Below are 21733 nucleotides of genomic sequence, written 5' to 3'. Positions count from 1 at the left end.
CCGGCCGTCAGCCACCGGCCACCCGGTCGGCCGTGTCCACGCCCGCCCCCGCAGTCCACCTGACGCCTTAGCCCCACTAGGAGCTGACCCGCAATGGCGGATGAAAGCAAGCTTCGCGACTACCTCAAGCGCGTTCTCGCCGACGCGCGCCGCTCCCAGCAACGCGTCCGTGAACTTGAGGCCGAGAAGGCGGAGCCGATCGCGATCGTGGGCATGGCGTGCCGGCTGCCCGGCGGGGTGACCGACCCCGACGACCTGTGGCGACTCGTCCGCGAACGCGGCGACGGCGTCTCGGGGTTCCCGACCGACCGGGGCTGGAACCTGGAGGAGCTGTTCGACGCCGACCCCGACAAGACGGGCAAGTCCTACGTCGACCAGGGCGGCTTCCTGCACGAGGCGGCCCTCTTCGACGCGGGACTGTTCGGGATCTCGCCGCGCGAGGCGGTGGCGATGGACCCGCAGCAGCGGCTCCTCCTCGAGATGTCCTGGGAGGCGCTGGAGCGGGCCGGCATCGACGCGCTGACCCTCAAGGGCTCCGACACCGGTGTGTTCGTGGGCGTCATCAACGAGGGCTACGCCACCGGCGGCCCGGTCCCGCCGGAGCTGGAGGGCTTCACCGGCACCGGTACCACCGGAAGCGTGGCCTCGGGCCGCATCTCGTACGTCTTCGGCCTCGAAGGCCCTGCCGTGACCGTGGACACGGCCTGCTCCTCGTCCCTGGTCGCCATGCACCTCGCCGCCCAGGCGTTGCGGCGCGGGGAGTGCTCGATGGCCCTGGCCGGCGGTGCCACCGTCATGGCCGGCCCCGGTATGTTCATGCAGTTCTCCCGGCAGCGAGCGCTGGCCGCCGACGGCCGCTGCAAGTCGTACGCCGAGGCGGCCGACGGCACCGGCTGGGCCGAGGGCGCGGGCGTGGTCGTCCTGGAGCGCCTGTCCGACGCCCGCCGCAACGGCCACCGCGTGCTGGCCGTCGTCCGCGCGTCGGCCGTCAACCAGGACGGCGCCTCCAACGGCCTGACCGCCCCCAACGGCCCTTCCCAGCAGCGCGTCATCCGCAAGGCACTGTCCGAGGCCGGCCTGACCCCGGCCGACGTCGACGTGGTCGAGGGCCACGGCACCGGCACGGTCCTGGGCGACCCGATCGAGGCACAGGCCCTCCTTGCCACCTACGGCCAGGACCGCCAACGGCCGCTACTGCTGGGCTCGTTGAAGTCCAACATCGGCCACACGCAGGCCGCCGCCGGTGTCGCCGGTGTCATCAAGATGGTCCAGGCGATGCGGCACGGCGTCCTCCCGGCCACGCTCCACGTCGACACCCCCTCCTCCCAGGTCGACTGGTCCGCCGGTGCCGTCGAACTGCTCACCGAGGAGCGGAACTGGCCCCGGACCGGCCGCCCCCGCAGGGCCGGCGTCTCCTCCTTCGGCGTCAGCGGCACCAACGCCCACCTCATTCTGGAAGAGGCCGCGGAGGAACCGCAGGCCGCGGAGCGGGTGCCCCCGGTCGACGGCGTGGTCCCCCTGGTGGTGTCGGCGGCCTCGGAGGCAGCCCTGGCGGCCCAGGCCGGCCGCCTGGCCCCGTTCACCGCCGACACGGACGCCTCCCTCCCGGACCTCGCGGCCGCTCTCGTCTCCCAGCGGGCCCTGCTCGGCGAACGGGCGGTGGTGGTCGCCGGGTCGCGGGAGGAGGCGGTGGCCGGGCTGGCCGCGCTGGCGGGCGGCGAGAACCATCCCGCGGTGGTGACCGGCGCGGAGGGCGCGGCATCCGGCCGTACGGTTCTGGTGTTTCCCGGTCAGGGGGCGCAGTGGCTGGGGATGGGCCGGGAGCTGCTGGAGTCCTCGCCGGTGTTCGCCGAGCGGGTCGAGGAGTGCGCCCGGGCGCTGGAGCCGTGGGTGGACTGGGACTTGACGGCCGTGCTGCGCGGCGACGTCGATCTGCTGGACCGGGTGGACGTCGTCCAGCCGGCGAGTTTCGCGGTGATGGTGGCTCTGGCGGCGGTGTGGGCGTCGGTGGGTGTGGTGCCGGACGCGGTGGTCGGTCACTCGCAGGGTGAGATCGCCGCGGCTTGTGTGGCGGGTGCCCTGTCGCTGGAGGACGCGGCGCGGATCGTGGCTGTACGCAGTCGGGTGATCGCCGGTGAGCTGGCGGGCCGGGGCGGCATGGCGTCGGTGGCGTTGTCCGAGGCCGAGGCGAGCGCGCGTATCGCCGCCTGGGAGAGGCGCGTTGAGGTCGCGGCGGTCAACAGTCCGACATCCGTGGTGATCGCCGGGGACGCCGAGGCATTGGACGAGGCGCTGGCCGCGTTGGAGGCCGACGGTGTCCGGGTCCGTCGTGTGGCGGTGGACTACGCCTCGCACACTCGTCATGTCGAGGCGATCGAGACCGCGCTGGCGGAGGCGTTCGCCGACATTCACGGCCAGGCCCCGCTGGTGCCGTTCTTCTCGACGGTGACCGGTGAGTGGGTGCGTGAGGCGGGTGTCCTCGACGGCGGCTACTGGTACCGCAACCTCCGTAACCAGGTCCGTTTCGATCCGGCCGTCGAGGCGCTCCTCGCCGAAGGTCACACGGTGTTCGTCGAGTCCAGCGCGCACCCGGTCCTCGTCCAGCCTGTGAACGAGATCGTGGACGAGGCGGCGGGGGAGTCCGGCGTCGTCGTCACCGGCTCGTTGCGGCGTGAAGAGGGCGGTCTGCGGCGGCTGCTGGTGTCGATGGCCGGGCTGTTCGTCCGGGGCGTGGCCGTCGACTGGACGGCCGTGCTGCCCGGAGGCAGTGGCGGCGCCCCCGTCGATCTGCCTACGTACGCGTTCGACCACCGGCACTACTGGCTCCGGCTGAACGGAGCGACCGACGCCACGGCCCTCGGACAGGCCCCCACCGACCACCCGTTGCTCGGTGCGGTCGTGGAAGTACCCGAGACCGGCGGTGTGTTGTGCACGTCGCGGCTGTCCCTGCGCACACACCCCTGGCTGGCGGACCACACCGTCGCCGGGGTGGTCCTCGCCCCCGCCGCGGCCCTGGTCGAGCTGGCCGCGCGGGCCGGTGACGAGGTGGGGTGCGCAACCGTGGACGAACTCACGGTCGCCGCGCCGCTGGTGCTGCCGGAACAGGGCGGGGTACGCGTCCAGGTCGCGGTCGGCGGCGCCGACGAGAGCGGCTGCCGCACGGTCACCGTGTACTCGACACGCGAGGACGCCACCGAGGTGGCCGGGGCGGAGGCCTGGGTCCGGCACGCCACCGGTGTGCTGTCGGCGACGCCCAAGCCCGGCGAGAGCCCGCGGGGCGACTTCGGCGCCTGGCCGCCGCAGGGTGCCCAGCGCGTCGACGTGGAGGCGCTGTACCGCGGACTGGCCCGTCGCGGTTACGAGCACGGGCCCGCCTTCCAGGCCGTACGGGCACTCTGGCGGCTCGGTGACGAGATCCTCGCCGAGGTCGCCGTACCCGAGGACGAGCGGGAGGACGCCCAGCGGTTCGGGCTCCACCCGGCACTGCTGGACGCCGCCCTGCACCCGGCGCTGCTGGACGCGGCCGTGGCCGACGGCGGTTCCCGGGTGTGGCAGTACCCGACCTGGCGCGGCCTCGCGCTGCACGCCGTCGGCGCCACGGCGCTGCGGGTACGGATCACGCCGTCCGGCCGTGACGCGCTGGCGCTGGAGGCGGTCGATCAGGCCGGCGGGCTGGTCCTGCGCGCGGACGCGGCGGAGCTACGGCCGCTCGCCGCCGCGCAGTTGGAGTCCGCCGCGGGTACGGCGAGCGACGACTCCCTGTTCCGCGTCGTATGGACCGCGCTGCCCGGGCCCGCCGGACCGGTGGGCGAGCAGCCGGTCTGGGCCGGGGTGCGCTCGGCCGCCGATGTCGCCGCCCTGGCGGAGGGCGTCGTGAAGGGCGCCGCGGAGGGCGCCGTGGGGAAGCCGCCCATGCTCGTCGTCCTGGAGGCCTGCGCACCCCGCGACCAGGGGGCGGACGACCCGGCCCTGGCGCTGACGAACCGGGTTTTGGCGGCGGTGCAGGCCTGGCTGGCCGCTCCCGAGCTGGAGCCGACCCGGCTGGTGGTCGCCACCCGGGGTGCGGTACCGGCGGGCGCCGACGGAGCGGTCACGGATCCGGCGGGAGGCGCGGTGTGGGGCCTGGTCCGGGCCGCGCAGTCCGAGAACCCGGACCGCATCGTGCTCCTGGACCTCGACCCCGACCTCGCCCTCGCCCCGCCTGCCCACCCCGACCTCACCCCCGGACACCCCACCCCCGAACACCTCACCACCGGACACCCCACCCCCGAACACCTCACCTCCCAAGACTCCACCCCCGAACAGCTCACCCTCGATCACCTCATCCCCGAACTCGCCCCCGTCCTCGGCCACCTGTCGGCCGACACCGAGCCCGAACTGGCCCTGCGCGGGGACACGCTGTACATCCCGCGGCTCGCCCGTGCCGTCGCAGCCGGCGGTCCCGACCAGGCGGCCGGGGAGGGGCTCCGCGCGCTGGACCCGGAGGGCACCGTCCTGATCACCGGCGGTACCGGCTCCCTCGGCGGACTGCTGGCCCGGCACCTGGTCGCCCGCCACGGCATCCGCCACCTCGTCCTCGCCAGCCGCCGCGGCCAAAGCGCCGACGGGGCGGCAGAGCTGGTCGCGGAACTCACCGGCCTCGGCGCCGCCGACGTCACGGTGGCCGCCTGCGACGTCACGGACCGCGACGCGGTCGCCGCCCTGCTGACCGAGGCCCGCCGGGGCGGACGCCCGCTGACCGGGATCGTGCACACCGCCGGCATCGCCGACGCCGGAGTGATCGGCACCATCCGGCCCGAACAGGTCGCGGGCGTCTTCGCGCCGAAGGTGACCGCCGTACGGCACCTGGACGAGCTGACCCGTGAACTCGCCCCCGAGCTGGCCGCGTTCGTCGTCTTCTCCTCCGTCTCCTCCGTCTTCCTCGGTGCGGGCACCGGCAGTTACGCGGCGGCCAACGCATTCCTCGACGCCGTGGCCCACCAGCGCCGTGCCGCGGGCCTGCCCGCGACCTCCCTCGCCTGGGGCCTGTGGGACCAGGCCACCGGCGGCATGGCGGCCGGCATGGACGACCTCACCCGCAGCCGGATGAACCGGCGCGGCGGCGTCCTGCCCATGTCTCCCGAGGAGGGCATGGACCTCTTCGACGCCGCCCTGCGCACCGGCGAGGCGCTGCTCGTCCCGGCCAAACTGGACCTGCGGCAGCTGCGCACCGACGCCGGTGCCGGCCGGGCCGTGCCCACTCTCCTGCGCGGCCTGGTGCGCACCGGCCGGCAGACCGTGCGGGCCGCGGCCGGCGACAGCGGCGGCGGCCTGACGGACCGCCTGGCCGGACTGGGCGCGGCGGAGCAGGAGACGCTGCTGCTGGACCTGGTGCGCACGCACGCGGCGACCGTGCTCGGCCACGCCGGCCCCGAGGGCGTCAAGCCGGACACGGCGTTCCGGGACTCCGGGTTCGACTCGCTCACCTCGGTGGAACTGCGCAACCGGCTCCGCGAGGCCACCGGCCTCAAACTGGCCGCCACGGTCGTCTTCGACCATCCCACTCCGCTCGCCCTCGCCCGTCACCTGCACGGCGAGCTGGGCGAGACGACGGCCACCGCCCCCGCACCGGTCACGGCACCCGCACTCGCCGACCCGGACGAGCCGATCGCGATCGTCGGCATGGCGTGCCGCCTGCCCGGCGGTGTCAACAGCCCCGAGGAACTGTGGCGGCTGGTGTCCGAGGGCCGCGACGCGATGTCCGGCTTCCCCGACGACCGAGGCTGGGACCTGAGCGGCTTCTTCAGCGACGACCCGGACCGGGCCGGCACGTCCTACGTGAGCCAGGGCGGCTTCCTCTACGACGCCGCCCTGTTCGACGCGGGCTTCTTCGGCATCTCGCCGCGTGAGGCGCTGGCGATGGACCCGCAGCAGCGGCTGCTCCTCGAAACGTCCTGGGAGGCGCTGGAGCGGGCCGGTATCGACCCGCTCTCCCTGAAGGGCACGGACGTCGGCGTCTTCTCCGGTCTGATGGGCCAGGGTTACGGCACCTCCGGCCCGGTGCCGCCCGAGCTGGAGGGCTTCACCGGTACCGGCGGCATGGGCAGCGTGGCTTCCGGCCGCGTCGCCTACGTCTTCGGCTTCGAGGGGCCGGCCGTCACCGTGGACACAGCCTGCTCCTCCTCCCTGGTCGCCATCCACCTCGCGGCCCAGGCGCTGCGGGGTGGCGAGTGCTCGATGGCCCTGGCCGGCGGCGCCACCGTCATGGCCACCCCGGGAACCTTCGTCGAGTTCTCCCGGCAGCGGGGTCTGGCCTCGGACGGCCGCTGCAAGTCGTACGCCGACGCGGCCGACGGTACGGGCTGGGCCGAGGGCGCGGGTGTGGTCGTACTGGAACGGCTGTCGGAGGCGCAGCGCAAGGGCCACCGGGTCCTGGCGGTGGTGCGGGGCAGCGCGGTGAACCAGGACGGCGCGTCCAACGGCCTGACCGCCCCCAACGGTCCCTCGCAGCAACGGGTCATCCGCAAGGCACTCGCCGCGGCCGGGCTGACCCCGGCGGACGTGGACGCGGTGGAGGGCCACGGCACCGGCACGGTCCTCGGCGACCCGATCGAGGCGCAGGCCCTCCTCGCCACCTACGGACAGGACCGCGAACAGCCCCTCTGGCTCGGCTCGTTGAAGTCGAACATCGGACACACCCAGATGGCCGCGGGCGTGGCCGGGGTGATCAAGATGGTGCAGGCCATGCGGCACGGCATCCTGCCCGCCACCCTGCACGTCGACACCCCGACCTCCCAGGTCGACTGGTCGGACGGAGCGGTCGAACTGCTGACGGAGACCCGCGAGTGGCCGGACGTGAACCGGCCGCGCCGCGCCGGTGTCTCCGGCTTCGGCGTCAGCGGCACCAACGCCCATGTGATCCTGGAGCAGGCACCGGAGGAGCCCGCCACCGAGCCGGTGGCCCCGGCCGATGGCGTGGTGCCGCTGCTCGTCTCCGCGCGGAGCACCGGCGCCCTCGCCGGGCAGGCGGGGCGACTGGCGGAGTTCGTCGGCCGAACGGACCTGCCCCTCACGGCCGTCGCGGGTGCCCTGGTGTCCCGGCGGGCGGTCCTGACTGAGCGGGCCGTGGTCGTCGCCGGATCGCCGGAGGAAGCGGTGGCCGGGCTCGGCTCGGTGGCGAACGGGGAGCCCTCCCCGTTCGTCGTCACGGGCACGGACACCGGCGGCAGAAACGTGTTCGTGTTCCCGGGCCAGGGATCACAACGCGTCGGTATGGGCCGGGAGTTGTACGAACGGTATCCGGTGTTCGCGCGGGCCCTGGACGATGCGTGCGCCGCCCTCGACGGGCAGCTGGGCGCGGGGCAGTCGGTCAAGGACGTGCTCTTCGGTGACGCGGGTGACGGTCTGCTGGACCAGACGGTGTTCACGCAGGCCGGGTTGTTCGCGGTCGAATCGGCACTGTTCCGGCTTGTGGAGTCGTGGGGTGTACGACCGGACGTGCTGGCCGGGCACTCGATCGGTGAGGTCGTGGCGGCGCATGTGGCGGGGGTGTTGTCACTGGAGGACGCGGCGGCGCTGGTCGCGGCGCGGGGCCGGCTGATGCAGGCCCTTCCGTCGGGTGGTGCGATGGTCGCGGTGGCCGCGAGTGAGGCGGAGGTCGCCGGACACCTTGGTGAGGGTGTGGACTTGGCGGCGGTGAACGCGCCGGGCTCGGTGGTGCTCTCCGGTGAGGAGGGGGCCGTCACGGCCGTGGCGGAGAAGCTGCGGGAGCAGGGCCGTCGGGTGAAGCGGCTCACCGTGTCGCACGCTTTCCACTCGGCGCTGATGGAGCCGATGCTGTCGGACTTCGCCCAGGCCCTGTCCGGGCTGACGTGGAGCGAGCCGTCGATTCCGGTGGTGTCGAATGTGACGGGCGGGCTGGCGGAGCCGAGCCAGTTGTCGGATCCGGGGTACTGGGTGGATCACGTCCGTCGTCCCGTCCGGTTCGCGGACGGGATCAGGGCCACGGGCGGGTCGGTGTTCCTGGAACTCGGCCCCGGCGGCGCCTTGAGCGGTGCCGTCGCGGAGTCGGCGGGTGAGGACGCGGTGAGCGTGCCCGCCCTGCGCGACGACCGTGACGAGGCGCAGACCCTCCTGTCGGCCGTGGCTCGTCTCTTCGTCCGCGGGGCCAAGGTGGACTGGGCGGCCGTGCTCCCGAAGGGTGCGACCGAGGCGCAGGTGGACCTGCCGACGTACGCCTTCGAGCACCGCCATTACTGGCTGCGGACGGCTCCCGCCACGGACGCGGTGGCTTTGGGGCAGAGCACCGCGGATCATCCGTTGCTGGGTGCGGTGGTGGAGGTGCCCGAGACCGGGGGTCTGTTGTGCACGTCCCGGTTGTCGCTGCGTACGCATCCGTGGCTGGCGGACCATGCCGTCGGCGGGGTGGTTCTGGTGCCCGGCACCGGGCTGGTCGAGCTGGCGGTGCGGGCCGGTGACGAGGCCGGGTGCGGGGTGCTGGAGGAACTCGTGATCGAGGCGCCTTTGGTCGTTCCCGAGCAGGGTGGTGTCCGGGTGCAGGTCGCTGTGGGCGGGCCGGACGAGGACGGTGCGCGGACGGTGGCGGTCTACTCGGCCCGTGAGGACACCGCCGGCGAGATCGGCGCCGACGCCTGGACCCGCCACGCCACCGGCACCCTCACCACCACGGTCCCGGCGGCCGGCGGCACGTTCGACTTCACCGCCTGGCCGCCGCCCGGCGCCGAGCGGGTCGAGGTGGACGTCGACGCCTTCTACTCCGGGCTCATCGAGAAGGGGTACACGTACGGCCCGGTGTTCCAGGGGCTGCGGGCGGTGTGGCGGCGTGGCGGCGAGGTGTACGCAGAGGTCGCCGTGCCGGACGAGCAGCGAGAGGAAGCGGCCCGGTTCGGCATCCACCCCGCCCTGCTGGACGCCGCCCTGCACGCCAACGGGTTCGTCACCCCGCACGAGGAGACCGCTCCTGACGCGACCGCTTCCGGCCCGACCGCTTCCGACGCGAACGCTCCCGGGGCCGCGCCGCGCACGGTCCTGCCGTTCGCCTGGAACCGGCTCGCGCTGCACGCGGCGGGCGCCTCGGCGCTGCGCGTACGGGTGGCGCCGTCCGGGCCCGACGCGGTGACGGTGCAGGCCGCCGACGAGACCGGTGCGCCGGTACTGACCACCGACTCCCTGGTGTTCCGCGAGGTCAGCGCCGAGCAACTGGAGGCCGCGGCCGGCGCGCCAGGCGCGGACGCGCTGTTCCGCGTGGAGTGGGCGGACGTCACCGTGCCCGTCCGCACGGGCGGCCCGGTCCCCGACTGGGCGTGGGTCGCCACCACCGCCGACCTCGCCGCGGTGGCCGCCGATGACACCCTGCCGCAGGTGCTGGCCGTGCCGGCCGACGGCTGGGAGGACGACGGTCTGGACGACGACGGTCTGGACGACGACCCGCTGGAGCGCACTTCCCGGGTGCTGGGCGTCCTCCAGGCGTGGCTGGCCGAGGAGCGGCTCGCCGCCTCCCGGCTCGTGGTCGTGACCCGGGGCGCGGTGCCCGCCGCCGGGGAGGAGGAGACCGTCGCCGACCCGGCGGGGGCGGCCGTGTGGGGACTCGTGCGGGCCGCCCAGGCGGAGAACCCCGACCGGATCACGCTCGTCGACACGGACCTCCCGCCGGCCGACGACGCCTCCCTCGCCGCCCTCCTCGCCACCGCCACCGCGGCCGCCGAGGCCGGTGAACCGCAGCTGGCGCTGCGCGGTACGACCCTCCGCGCACCGCGCCTGGTGCGCGCCACCCCCGCACGCCCCGCCGCCGAGGACGTGAACTGGGATCCGGACGGCACGGTCCTCGTGACCGGCGGCACCGGCTCGCTGGGCGCGCTGGTGGCCCGGCACCTGGTCGAGCGGCACGGCGTACGCCACCTGCTGCTGGCGAGCCGGCGCGGCCCGGACGCCGAGGGCGCGCGGAACCTGGTCAGCGAGCTGACCGGGCTCGGCGCGGAGACCGTACGGGTGGCCGCCTGCGACATCGCCGACCGGGACGCGGTCGCCGCCCTGCTGGACTCCGTACCCGGCGACCACCCGCTGACCACCGTCCTGCACACCGCGGGCGTCCTGGACGACGGCGTGATCGGCACCCTCGACCGGGAGCGCCTGGACCGCGTCTTCGCTCCGAAGGTCGTGGCCGTACGCCATCTGGACGAGCTGACCCGGGCGCGGGGCCTGACGACGTTCGCCGTGTTCTCCTCCGCCTCCGGTCTGTTCGGCTCGGCCGGCCAGGGCAACTACGCCGCCGCCAACGCCTGGCTGGACGCGGCGATGGCCCGGCGCCGGGCGGCCGGACTGCCCGCGCTGTCCCTGGCCTGGGGCCCCTGGGAGCAGACCACCGGCATGACCAGCGGCGCCGAGGCCGCGGCCCGTACCCGCGGCAACCGGCGCGGCGGCATCCTGCCGCTGGCCCCACAGGAGGGTCTGGCCCTCCTCGACGCGGCCCTGGCCGGTGACGACACGCTGCTCGTGCCGGTCAAGCTGGACCTCAGGACCGTACGCGCCGAAGCGGCCACGGGTTCCGGCGTGCCACCGCTGCTGCGCCAACTCGTGCGAACCGGACGGCAGTCGGCACGCGCGGCCGCCGCCGGAGACGGCGGGGACGCCCTGCTGCGCCGGCTGGCCGGACTGGACCGCGAGCGGCAGGAAGCCGTGCTGCTGGACCTCGTCCGCGGCCACGTCGCCAGTGTGCTCGGCCACGCGGGAGCGGACGGCGTCGGGGCCGAGACGGCGTTCAAGGACGCCGGGTTCGACTCCCTCACCTCCGTCGAACTGCGCAACCGGCTGCGCGCCGCGACCGGCGTCAACCTCTCCGCCACCGTCGTCTTCGACTATCCCACCCCGCTCGCCCTCGCCCGCCACCTGCACGGCGGACTCGCCCCCGAGGGCGCCGCCGGGCAGCGGCCGGCGGCGGAGGCCGACGAGGAACGGCTGCGCCACGCGCTGCTCACCCTCCCGCTGGAGCGGTTCCGGGAGGCCGGCCTGCTGGACGCGCTGGTCGAACTGACCGCCCTGGAACCCGGCGCACCCACGCCCGGCGATCCGGACACCGAACGGGGCGCGCTGGCCGACCTCGACGTCGACGACCTCGTACACCTCGCGCTCGGCGACAGCGAATCCCTCGAAGGCTGACGCGGCACACGACAGATTGGGGCAGGGAAAGTGAGTGCTTCCTACGAGAAGCTTGTCGAGGCGCTGCGCAAGTCGCTCGAAGAGGTCGGCACGCTGAAGAAGCGGAACCAGCAGCTGCTGTCCGCCTCGCGTGAACCGATCGCCATCGTCGGCATGGCCTGCCGGCTCCCCGGCGGCGCCGACACACCCGAACAGCTCTGGGAGCTCGTCGCCGAGGGCCGCGACGGGGTGTCGGGCTTCCCGGACGACCGCGGCTGGGACCTCGGCACCCTCCTGGACGCCGACCCCGAGAAGACCGGCACCTCCTACGTCGACCAGGGAGGATTCCTGCGGGGCGCCGGCCGGTTCGACGCCGAGTTCTTCGGGATCTCCCCGCGTGAGGCGCTGGCGATGGACCCGCAGCAGCGGCTCCTCCTCGAAACCTCCTGGGAGGCGCTGGAGCGGGCCGGTATCGATCCCCTGTCGCTGAAGGGCACGGACGTCGGTGTCTTCAACGGCATCATGGGCGTCGACTACTTCGCCGGCGGCAGCGTCCCGCCCGAACTGGAGGGCTTCACCGGCACCGGTGCGGCGTCCAGCGTGGCCTCCGGCCGCGTCTCCTACGTGTTCGGCTTCGAGGGTCCCGCCGTCACCCTCGACACCGCTTGCTCGTCCTCCCTGGTCGCCATCCACCTCGCCGTGCAGGCGCTGCGCCGCGGCGAGTGCTCGATGGCCCTGGCGGGCGGCGCCACCGTCATGGCCACCCCCGGCCTGTTCATCGACTTCTCCCGGCAGCGGGGCCTCGCCGCCGACGGCCGCTGCAAGGCCTACTCGTCCACCGCCGACGGCACCGGCTGGGCGGAGGGCGCCGGAGTCGTCGTACTGGAACGACTGTCGGAGGCGCAGCGCAAGGGCCACCGGGTGCTCGCCGTCGTGCGCGGCACGGCGGTCAACCAGGACGGCGCGTCCAACGGCCTCACCGCCCCCAACGGGCCCGCACAACAGCGCGTGATCCGCAAGGCGTTGGCGTCGGCCGGGCTGACCCCGGCGGACGTCGACGCGGTGGAGGGCCACGGCACCGGCACGACCCTCGGCGACCCCATCGAGGCCCAGGCCCTGCTCGCCACCTACGGCCAGGACCGCGAACAACCCCTGTGGCTCGGCTCGTTGAAGTCCAACATCGGTCACACCCAGGCCGCCGCCGGTGTCGCCGGTGTCATCAAGATGATCCAGGCCATGCGGCACGGCGTCCTCCCGGCCACCCTCCACGTGGACGAACCGTCCCCCCGCGTCGACTGGGACGCGGGCGCCGTACGGCTGCTCACGCAGGCCCGCGAGTGGCCGGACGTGAACCGGCCTCGCCGCGCCGGCGTCTCCGGCTTCGGCGTCAGCGGCACCAACGCCCACGTGATCCTGGAACAGGCACCGGAGGAGCCCCCTGCCCAGCCGGTGGCCCCCACCGACGGCCCCGTACCGGTCGTCGTGTCGGCACGGAACACCGCCGCGCTCGCCGGCCAGGCGGGACGGCTCGCGGACTTCCTCACCGAGACCGGGACCGACAGCGGGACCGGCACCGGAGCCCCGCTGGCCGGCGTCGCCGGAGCGCTGGTCTCGCGACGGGCGGTGCTGTCCGAGCGGGCCGTGGTCGTCGCCGGGTCGCGTGAGGAGGCGGTGGCCGGGCTGCGGGCACTGGCCGAGGGGGAGACCGCCGCCTCGGTGGTCACGGGCATGGGGGCCGGCGGGAAGACGGTGTTCGTGTTCCCGGGGCAGGGGTCGCAACGGGTGGGTATGGGCCGGGAGTTGTATGACCGGTATCCCGTGTTCGCGCAGGCCTTGGACGATGCCTGTGCCGCCTTGGACGCACAGCTGCGTCTGAGGCAGTCGGTCAAGGACGTGGTCTTCGGCGTCGGTGACGCGGGTGACGGTCTGCTGGACCAGACGGTGTTCACGCAGGCCGGGTTGTTCGCGGTGGAGTCGGCGTTGTTCCGGCTGGTGGAGTCCTGGGGTGTACGGCCGGACGTGGTGGCCGGGCACTCGATCGGTGAGGTCGTCGCGGCGCATGTGGCCGGGGTGTTGTCGCTGGAGGATGCGGCGGCGCTGGTCGCGGCGCGGGGCCGGCTGATGCAGGCCCTTCCGTCGGGTGGTGCGATGGTCGCGGTGGCCGCGACCGAGGCGGAGGTCGAGGACCACCTCGGTGCGGGTGTCGACCTCGCCGCCGTCAACGCGCCCGGTTCGGTGGTGCTCTCCGGTGAGGAGGGGGCCGTCACGGCCGTGGCGGAGAAGCTGCGAGAGCAGGGCCGTCGGGTGAAGCGGCTCACCGTGTCGCACGCCTTCCACTCGGCGCTGATGGAGCCGATGCTGTCGGACTTCGCCCAGGCCCTGTCGGGTCTGACGTGGAACGAGCCGACGATTCCGGTGGTGTCGAACGTGACGGGCGGGCTCGCGGAGCCGGGCCAGTTGTCGGATCCGGGGTACTGGGTTGATCACGTCCGTCGTCCCGTCCGGTTCGCGGAGGGCATTGGTGCCACGGGCGGGTCGGTGTTCCTCGAACTCGGCCCCGGCGGCGCCCTGACGGGCGCCATCGCGGAGTCGGCGGGTGAGGACGCGGTGAGCGTGCCCGCCCTGCGCGACGACCGTGACGAGGCGCAGACCCTCCTGTCGGCCGTGGCTCATCTCTTCGTCCGCGGGTCCAAGGTGGACTGGGCGGCCGTGCTCCCCGAGGGCGCGACCGAAGCGCAGGTGGACCTGCCGACGTACGCCTTCGACCACCAGCACTACTGGCTCCCGGCCCCCGGCCCCCTCCTGGACGCCACCGCCCTGGGGCAGGGACCGGCGGACCACCCCCTGCTCGGTGCGGTGGTGCCGTTGCCGCAGTCGGACGGACTGGTCCTCACTTCCCGGCTGTCGCTGCGCACGCACTCCTGGCTGGCCGACCATGCCATCGGGGGAGTGGTGCTCGTGCCCGGCACCGGGCTGGTGGAGCTGGCCGTACGGGCCGGTGACGAGGTCGGCTGCGGAATGCTGGAGGAGCTCGTGATCGAGGCTCCGCTGGTCGTGCCCGAGCAGGGTGCCGTGCGCGTCCTGGTCGCGGTCGGCGGGCCGGACGAGACCGGTGGCCGCGGTGTGGAGGTGTACTCCACCCGCCACGAGACCGGGACGGAGAGCGGCCCGGACGCCTGGACCCGGCACGCCTCCGGCAGACTCACCACGACCGCGCCCGCAGCGGACGCCACGTTCGACTTCACCGCCTGGCCCCCGCCCGGCGCCCGGCAGGTCGACATCTCCGACGGCTACGAGAAGCTGACGCGCGCGGGATACGGGTACGGCCCGGCGTTCCAGTGCGTGCGGAAGGTCTGGCGGCGCGACGACGAACTGTTCGCCGAGGTCGTCGTACCGCAGGAACAGCGGGACGCCGCCGCCGGGTTCGGCATGCACCCGGCGCTGCTCGACGCCGCACTGCACGCCAGCATCCTGGACGCGGCCGCCGAGGTCGCCGACGGTGCCGTGCCAAAGCGGGAGGCGGTGGTGCGGCTGCCGTTCGCCTGGAACGGGCTGACGCTGCACGCCTCCGGTGCCGCGGCGGTCCGGGTCCGGCTGCTGCGGCCCGACCCGGACACGCTGTCGCTGGAAGCCGTGGACGACACCGGTGACCTGGTGCTGACGCTGGACTCGCTGGTCTCGCGGGCCGTCTCCGGTGAACAGCTCGAAGCGGCGGCCGGCGCACCCGGCGCCGACGCGCTGTACCGGGTGGAGTGGAGCGAGCTGCCGCCCGTGTCCGGTGCCGGTGCCGGTGTGGCGTCGGTGGTCGACGCCCGTGCGGCCGGGGAGACCCCGGTGGCGCTGGTGGCCCGGGTACTGGAGGCCGTACAGGCGTGGCTCGCGGACGACCAGGCCGCCGAGGACGGCCGGCTGGTGGTGGTGACCCGGGGCGCGGTGCCCGCCGGGGGAGACGAGGCGGTCACCGACCCCGGTGGGGCGGCCGTCTGGGGGCTCGTGCGGGCGGCGCAGGCGGAGAACCCCGACCGGATCGTCCTCGTCGACACCGAGACGGACGAGGTGGACCTCGACGCGGTGTCGGCCTCCGGTGAACCGCAAGTGGCCGTCCGGGGCGGCGCGTTGTACGTGCCGCGTCTCGCCAGGGCCGCCGGGGCCGTCCCCGCTGGGCCGGTGCTGGACCCGGACGGCACGGTGCTGATCACCGGTGGCACCGGCTCCCTGGCCGGGCTGCTGGCCCGGCACCTGGTGACCCGGCACGGCATCCGGCACCTCGTCCTCGTCAGCCGGCGCGGTCCGGAGGCCGAGGGTGCGCGGGAGCTGGTGGCCGGGCTGGAGGCGCTGGGCGCCGAGTCGGTCGCGGTACCCGCCTGTGACGTGACCGACCGGGACGCGGTGACGGCACTGCTGGCCGGGCTGACCGGACCCGGGAAGCCCCGGCTGACCGCCGTCGTCCACGCGGCCGGTGTGTTCGACGCGGGCGTGGTCGGGGAGATCGACCCCACGCGGCTGGATCGGGTGTTCGCGCCGAAGGTGACGGCCGTGGAGCACCTGGACGCGCTGACCCGGGAACTCGTCCCCGACCTGGACGTGTTCGTCACCTACTCGTCCGTCTCCGGTGTCTTCCTCGGCGCGGGCACCGGGAGTTACGGAGCCGCCAACGCCTGCATGGACGCGCTGATGGCGCGCCGCCGGGCGGCCGGGTTCCCGGCGCGGTCGCTCGCCTGGGGCCTGTGGGAGCAGACCACCGGCATGGGCGCCGGCCTGGACGACCTGTCCCGCAGCCGCATGAGCCGCCGGGGCGGCGTGCTGGCCCTCCGCCCCGAGGAGGGCATGGAGCTGTTCGACGCGGCCCTGGGCAGCGGGCACACCCTGCTCGTTCCGGTCAGGCTCGACCTGCGCGGGCTGCGGGCCGACGCCACCGGCGGGGCCACCGTGCCGCCGCTGCTGCGCGGGCTCGTCCGCGCGGGCCGGCGTGCCGCGCGCGGGACCGGAGGCGAGGGCCGGGACGGACTGGCCGGGCGGCTGGCCGGGCTGGCCCCCGCCGAACGGGAGGCACTGCTCCTCGACGTCGTCCGCACCCACGTCGCGAACGTCCTCGGGCACGCCGGTCCCGAGCGGGTCAGGGCCGAGACGGCGTTCAAGGACGCCGGGTTCGACTCCCTCACCTCCGTCGAACTACGCAACCGGCTCCGCGAGGCCACCGGCCTCAACCTGCCCGCCACCGCCGTCTTCGACTACCCGACCCCCCTCGCCCTCGCCCGGCACCTGCACGAGGAGTTCCAGGGCGTGACCCCGGCCGCCGCCGCGCCGGCGCCCGTGCGGCACGACCCCGACGAGCCGATCGCCGTGGTGGGCATGGCCTGCCGGCTGCCCGGCGGGGTCGGCAGCCCGGAGGAGCTGTGGCGACTGGTGCGGGAAGGACGCGACGGTGTCAGCGGGTTCCCCGCCGACCGCGGCTGGGACCTCGACGCGGTCTACGACGCCGACCCCGAGCACGCCGGGACGTCGTACGTCGGGCAGGGCGGCTTCCTGCACGAGGCGCCGCTGTTCGACCCGCTGTTCTTCGGGATCTCACCGCGCGAGGCGGTCGCCATGGACCCGCAGCAGCGGCTGCTGCTGGAGACCTCCTGGGAGGCCCTGGAGCGGGCCGGTATCGACCCGACCGCGCTCAAGGGCAGCGACGTCGGCGTGTTCAGCGGCATCATGGGCGTCGACTACTACTCCGGCGGCGAAGTCCCGGAAGAAGTCGGCGGGTTCGCGCTGACCGGCGCCGGGGCCAGCGTGGCCTCCGGCCGGGTGTCGTACGTCTTCGGCTTCGAGGGCCCGGCGGTGACCGTCGACACCGCCTGCTCCTCCTCGCTGGTCGCCCTGCACCTGGCCGCGCAGGCGCTGCGGGGCGGCGAGTGCTCCCTGGCCCTCGCCGGGGGCTCCACGGTGATGGCCGGTCCGGGCATGTTCATGGAGTTCTCCCGGCAGCGGGCGCTGGCCCCGGACGGGCGGTGCAAGTCGTACGCCGACGCCGCCGACGGCACCGGCTGGGCCGAGGGCGCGGGTGTCGTCGTCCTGGAACGCCTCTCCGAGGCCCGCCGCAAGGGGCACCCGGTGCTCGCCGTGATCCGCGGCTCGGCCGTCAACCAGGACGGCGCCTCCAACGGCCTGACCGCCCCCAACGGGCCCTCCCAGCAGCGGGTCATCCGCAAGGCGCTCGCCGCGGCCGGGCTGACCCCGGCGGACGTGGACCTGGTCGAGGGCCACGGCACCGGCACCGTCCTCGGCGACCCGATCGAGGCACAGGCCCTGCTCGCGACGTACGGCAGGGACCGCGACCCCGAACGGCCGCTGTGGCTGGGCTCGTTGAAGTCGAACATCGGACACGCCCAGGCCGCCGCCGGGGTGGCCGGCGTGATCAAGGCCGTACAGGCGCTGCGGCACCGCGAGATGCCCGCCACCCTGCACGTCGACGCGCCCTCCTCCCAGGTCGACTGGTCGGCCGGTGCGGTGCGCCTGCTCACCGAGGCCCGCGCGTGGGCCGACCCGGGGCGGCCGCGCCGGGCCGCGGTGTCCTCGTTCGGGCTCAGCGGCACCAACGCGCACGTCATCCTGGAGGAGGCCGACGAGGATCAGGAGGACGCGAGCGCGCCGCAGGCGGCCCCCGCCGGGGTCGTACCGCTCGTGCTGTCGGCCCGGGGCACCACGGCGCTCACCGGGCAGGCCGCACGGCTCGCCGCGTTCCTCGACCGCACCGGCGCGATGCCCGCCGAGGTCGCGGCGGCCCTGGTGACCCGGCGGGCCGTCCTGCCCGAGCGGGCCGTGGTCGTCGCCGGCACCCGTGAGGAGGCCCTCACCGGGCTGCGCGCGCTGGCCGGCGGCGAGCACAGCCCCGCCGTGGTGACCGGCGGCCCCGCCCCGGCCGGCGCCGGCAAGGTCGTCTTCGTCTTCCCCGGCCAGGGCGCCCAGTGGGCCGGCATGGGCGGCGAACTCCTCGACAGCTCGCCCGTGTTCGCCGAGCGGATCGCCGAGTGCGCACGGGCGCTGGAACCCTGGGTGGACTGGGAACTGGAGGACGTGCTGCGCGGCCGGACACCGCCCGAACTGCTGCGGCGTGCCGACGTCGGCCAGTCGGCGGGCTTCGCCGTGATGGTGGGCCTCGCGGCCGTGTGGGCCGCGGCCGGCGTCGTCCCGGACGCCGTCGTCGGCCACTCGCAGGGCGAGATCGCCGCGGCCTGCGTCTCCGGAGCGCTGCCGCTGGAGGAGGCCGCCCGGCTGGTGGCGCTGCGCGGCCAGGTGATCGCCGAGCGGCTGTCCGGGCACGGCGGCATGATCGCCGTGTCCCTGCCCGAGGCCGAGGCGGCCGCCGCCGTCGAACCCTGGGCGGGCCGCGTCCACGTGTCTGCGGTCAACAGCCCCTCCTCGGTCGTGGTGTCCGGCGAAGCGGACGCCCTCGACGAGGTCCTCGGGGCGCTGACGGCCCAGGGCGTCCGGACCCGGCGGATCGCCGTCGACTTCGCCTCCCACACCCCGCACGTGGAGGCGGTGCGCGAACCCCTGATCAAGGCGTTCGCCGACGTCCGCGGTCAGGCTCCCGTCGTCCCCTTCCACTCCACGGTCACCGGCGAGCGCGTCACCGGGGCCGGTGTACTCGACGCCGACTACTGGTACCGGAACATGCGCCGGCCGGTCCGCTTCGGCGACGCCGTCACCGATCTGCTGGAGACCGGGCACACCGTGTTCGTTGAGGTCGGCGCCCACCCGGTGCTGGCCCCGGCGATCAGCGAGACCGCCGACGGCGCCGACGTGCTGGTGACCGGCACCCTGCGCCGGGACGACGGCGGCCCCCGGCGGCTTATGGCCTCCCTGGCGGACCTGTTCGTCAAGGGCGTCCCCGTGGACTGGACGGCGGTCCTGCCCGAGGGCGCCGCCGAACGCGTGGACTTGCCGACCTACGCCTTCGACCACCAGCACTACTGGCTGCCCGCCCCGGCCGCCGCCGCGGACGCCGCCTCGCTGGGCCTGGCCGGCGCCGGTCACCCGCTCGTCGGCGCGGTGGTCGAGGTGCCCGACACCGGCGGAGTGCTGTGCACCTCACGGCTGTCCCTGCGCAGCCACCCCTGGCTCGCCGACCACGCCGTGGGCGACGTCGTGCTGCTGCCCGGCACCGCACTGGTGGAGCTCGCCGTCCGCGCCGGCGACGAGGCCGGCTGCGCCACCCTGGACGAACTGGTCATCGAGGCACCGCTCGTCCTGCCCGCACAGGGCGGCGTCCGCGTCCAGGTCGGCGTCGGCGGACCCGACGAACACGGCGCCCGCACCGTCACCCTCCACTCCACGCCCGACGGCCCCGCCGGCACCGGCGACTGGACCCGGCACGCCACCGGCGTGCTCACCCCGGCCCCCCGTACCCGCGCCGCCGCCCACCCCGACCTCACCACCTGGCCGCCGCCCGGCGCCGAACGCGTCGAGGTGACCCCGGAGGACTTCTACGCCGGACTGCGCGACCACGACTACCGCTACGGCCCCGTCTTCCGCGGCCTGCGCGCGGTGTGGCGGCGAGGCGAGGAGCTCTTCGCCGAGATCGCCCTGCCCGAGCAGCACCGTGCCGCCGCCGCGGAGTTCGGCCTCCACCCCGCGCTGCTCGACGCCGCCCTGCACACCAAGGCGTTCCTGAGCAGCGGCGAGCACCGCACGATGCTGCCCTTCGCCTGGAACGGGCTCACCCTGCACGCCGCCGGCGCCGCGGCCCTGCGGATCCGGGTCGCCCGGCCCGCCCCGGACGCGCTGTCCCTGGAGGCCGCCGACGAGACCGGCAGCCCCGTCCTCAGCGCGGACTCCCTGGTGTTCCGGCCGGTCAGCCCCGAGCAACTGCGCACCGGCGGCGGGGACATGCTGTTCGGCGTCGACTGGGTGCCGCTGCCCCGGCCCCAGGGCACCGAGGCCCCGTCCTGGCTGCGGCTGTCCACCGCGGAGGAGGTGGCGACCCTCGCCGAGGACGCCCAGGACGGCGCCGGGCTGCCCCGCGCCGTCGTCGTGGAGGCCGCGACCACAGGCCCGGACGACACCCCGCTCGCCGTGACCGAGCGCGTCCTGGAAGTCGTCCAGACCTGGCTCGCCGGCGGCGGCCTGGAGGACAGCCGGCTGGTCGTGCTCACCCGGGGCGCGGTTCCCGCGGGCGGTGACGAGACGGTCACCGACCCCGGCGGCGCGGCCGTCTGGGGACTGATCCGCGCCGCGCAGGCCGAGAACCCCGACCAGATCGTCCTCCTCGACACCGGCGCCGAACGCCTCGCAGACGTGGGGGAGTTGCTGGGCGCGGTCCTCGCCACCGGTGAACCGCAGCTCGCGGTCCGCGACGGGGCGCTGCACGTGCCGCGGCTCGCGCGGCGCGCCCCGGCCGGCTCCGCGGAACCGGCGCTCGACCCGGACGGCACGGTGCTGATCACCGGTGGCACCGGCTCCCTGGCCGGGCTGCTGGCCCGGCACCTGGTGACCCGGCACGGCATCCGGCACCTCGTCCTCGTCAGCCGGCGCGGCGCGGAGGCCGAGGGTGCGCGGGAGCTGGTGGCCGGGCTTGAGGCGCTGGGCGCCGAGTCGGTCGCGGTACCCGCCTGTGACGTGACCGACCGGGACGCGGTCGCGGCACTGCTCACCGGGCTCGCCGAGACCGGCAGGCCCCGCCTCACCGCCGTCGTCCACGCGGCCGGCCTGTACGACGCGGGCGTGGTCGGCGAGATCGAACCCGACCGGCTGGCCCGGGTGTTCGCGCCCAAGGTGACGGCCACCCGGCACCTGGACGAGCTGACCCGCGAACTCGTCCCGGACCTGGACGCGTTCATCGCCTACTCCTCGGTCTCCGCCGTCTTCCTCGGCGCCGGAACCGGGAGCTACGCCGCCGCCAACGCCTGCATGGACGCGCTGATGGCGCGCCGCCGGGCGGCCGGGTTCCCGGCGCGGTCGCTCGCCTGGGGCCTGTGGGAGCAGACCACCGGCATGGCGGCCGGCGCCGACGAACGCGTCCGCGGCCGGCTCAGCCGCCGCGGCGGCGTCCTCGCCCTCACACCCGAGGAGGGCATGGAGCTGTTCGACGCGGCGCTGGGCGGCGACCGGACCCTGCTCGTGCCGGCCAAGCTGGACCTGCGGGGCCTGCGCGCCGACGCCACCGGCGGGGCCGCCGTGCCGCCGCTGCTGCGCGGACTCGTCCGGGCCGGCCGGCAGTCGGCGCGGGCCGCCGTCACCGGGGACGAGCGGCGCCGGCTCGCCGAACGCCTCGCCGGACTCCCGGCGGGGGAGCGGACCGAGGCCCTCCTGGAGCTGGTGCGCGCCCAGATCGGCGTCGTCCTCGGCTACGCCGGCACCCACCAGGTCGACGCCGGCCAGGGACTGTTCGAGATCGGCTTCGACTCGCTGACCGCGCTCGAACTGCGCAACCGGCTCGGCGAGCTGACCGGCACCAAGCTCGGCGCGGGTCTCGTCTTCGACCACCCGACCCCCGCGAGGATCGTCGCCCACCTGACCGAACGCCTGTACGGCGAGGACGGCACCGGGCCCGTCGCCCTGTCCGTCTGAGGCGTCCACCACCGCACCGACCCCGAAGGGAGCAGATGACCGC

General features: G+C 74.9%; 1 protein-coding gene and 1 pseudogene. Both read left to right on the top strand.

The annotated features are described in order from the left end of the window. Positions 1–93: 93 nt before the first annotated feature. The gene (locus ACZ4VF_RS02555) at positions 94–11154 is read left to right on the top strand and encodes a type I polyketide synthase (protein WP_467922669.1); all 11061 of its coding nucleotides are present in this window, start codon (positions 94–96) and stop codon (positions 11152–11154) included. A 45-nt stretch (positions 11155–11199) separates the two neighbouring features. After that, a pseudogene (locus ACZ4VF_RS02550) lies at positions 11200–21690 on the top strand (type I polyketide synthase); the annotation flags it as partial. Between the last annotated feature and the right edge of the window lie 43 nt (positions 21691–21733).

The sequence above is a fragment of the Streptomyces sp. NPDC029151 genome, from assembly GCF_055564315.1.
Note: the sequence above shows the minus strand (reverse complement) of the source record. Positions and strands in the feature narration are given on the sequence as shown.

Coding starts and splice junctions, on each gene's coding strand:
- ACZ4VF_RS02555 (WP_467922669.1), top strand. CDS start 94: ATGGCGGATGAAAGCAAGCTTCGCGACTACCTCAAGCGCGTTCTCGCC.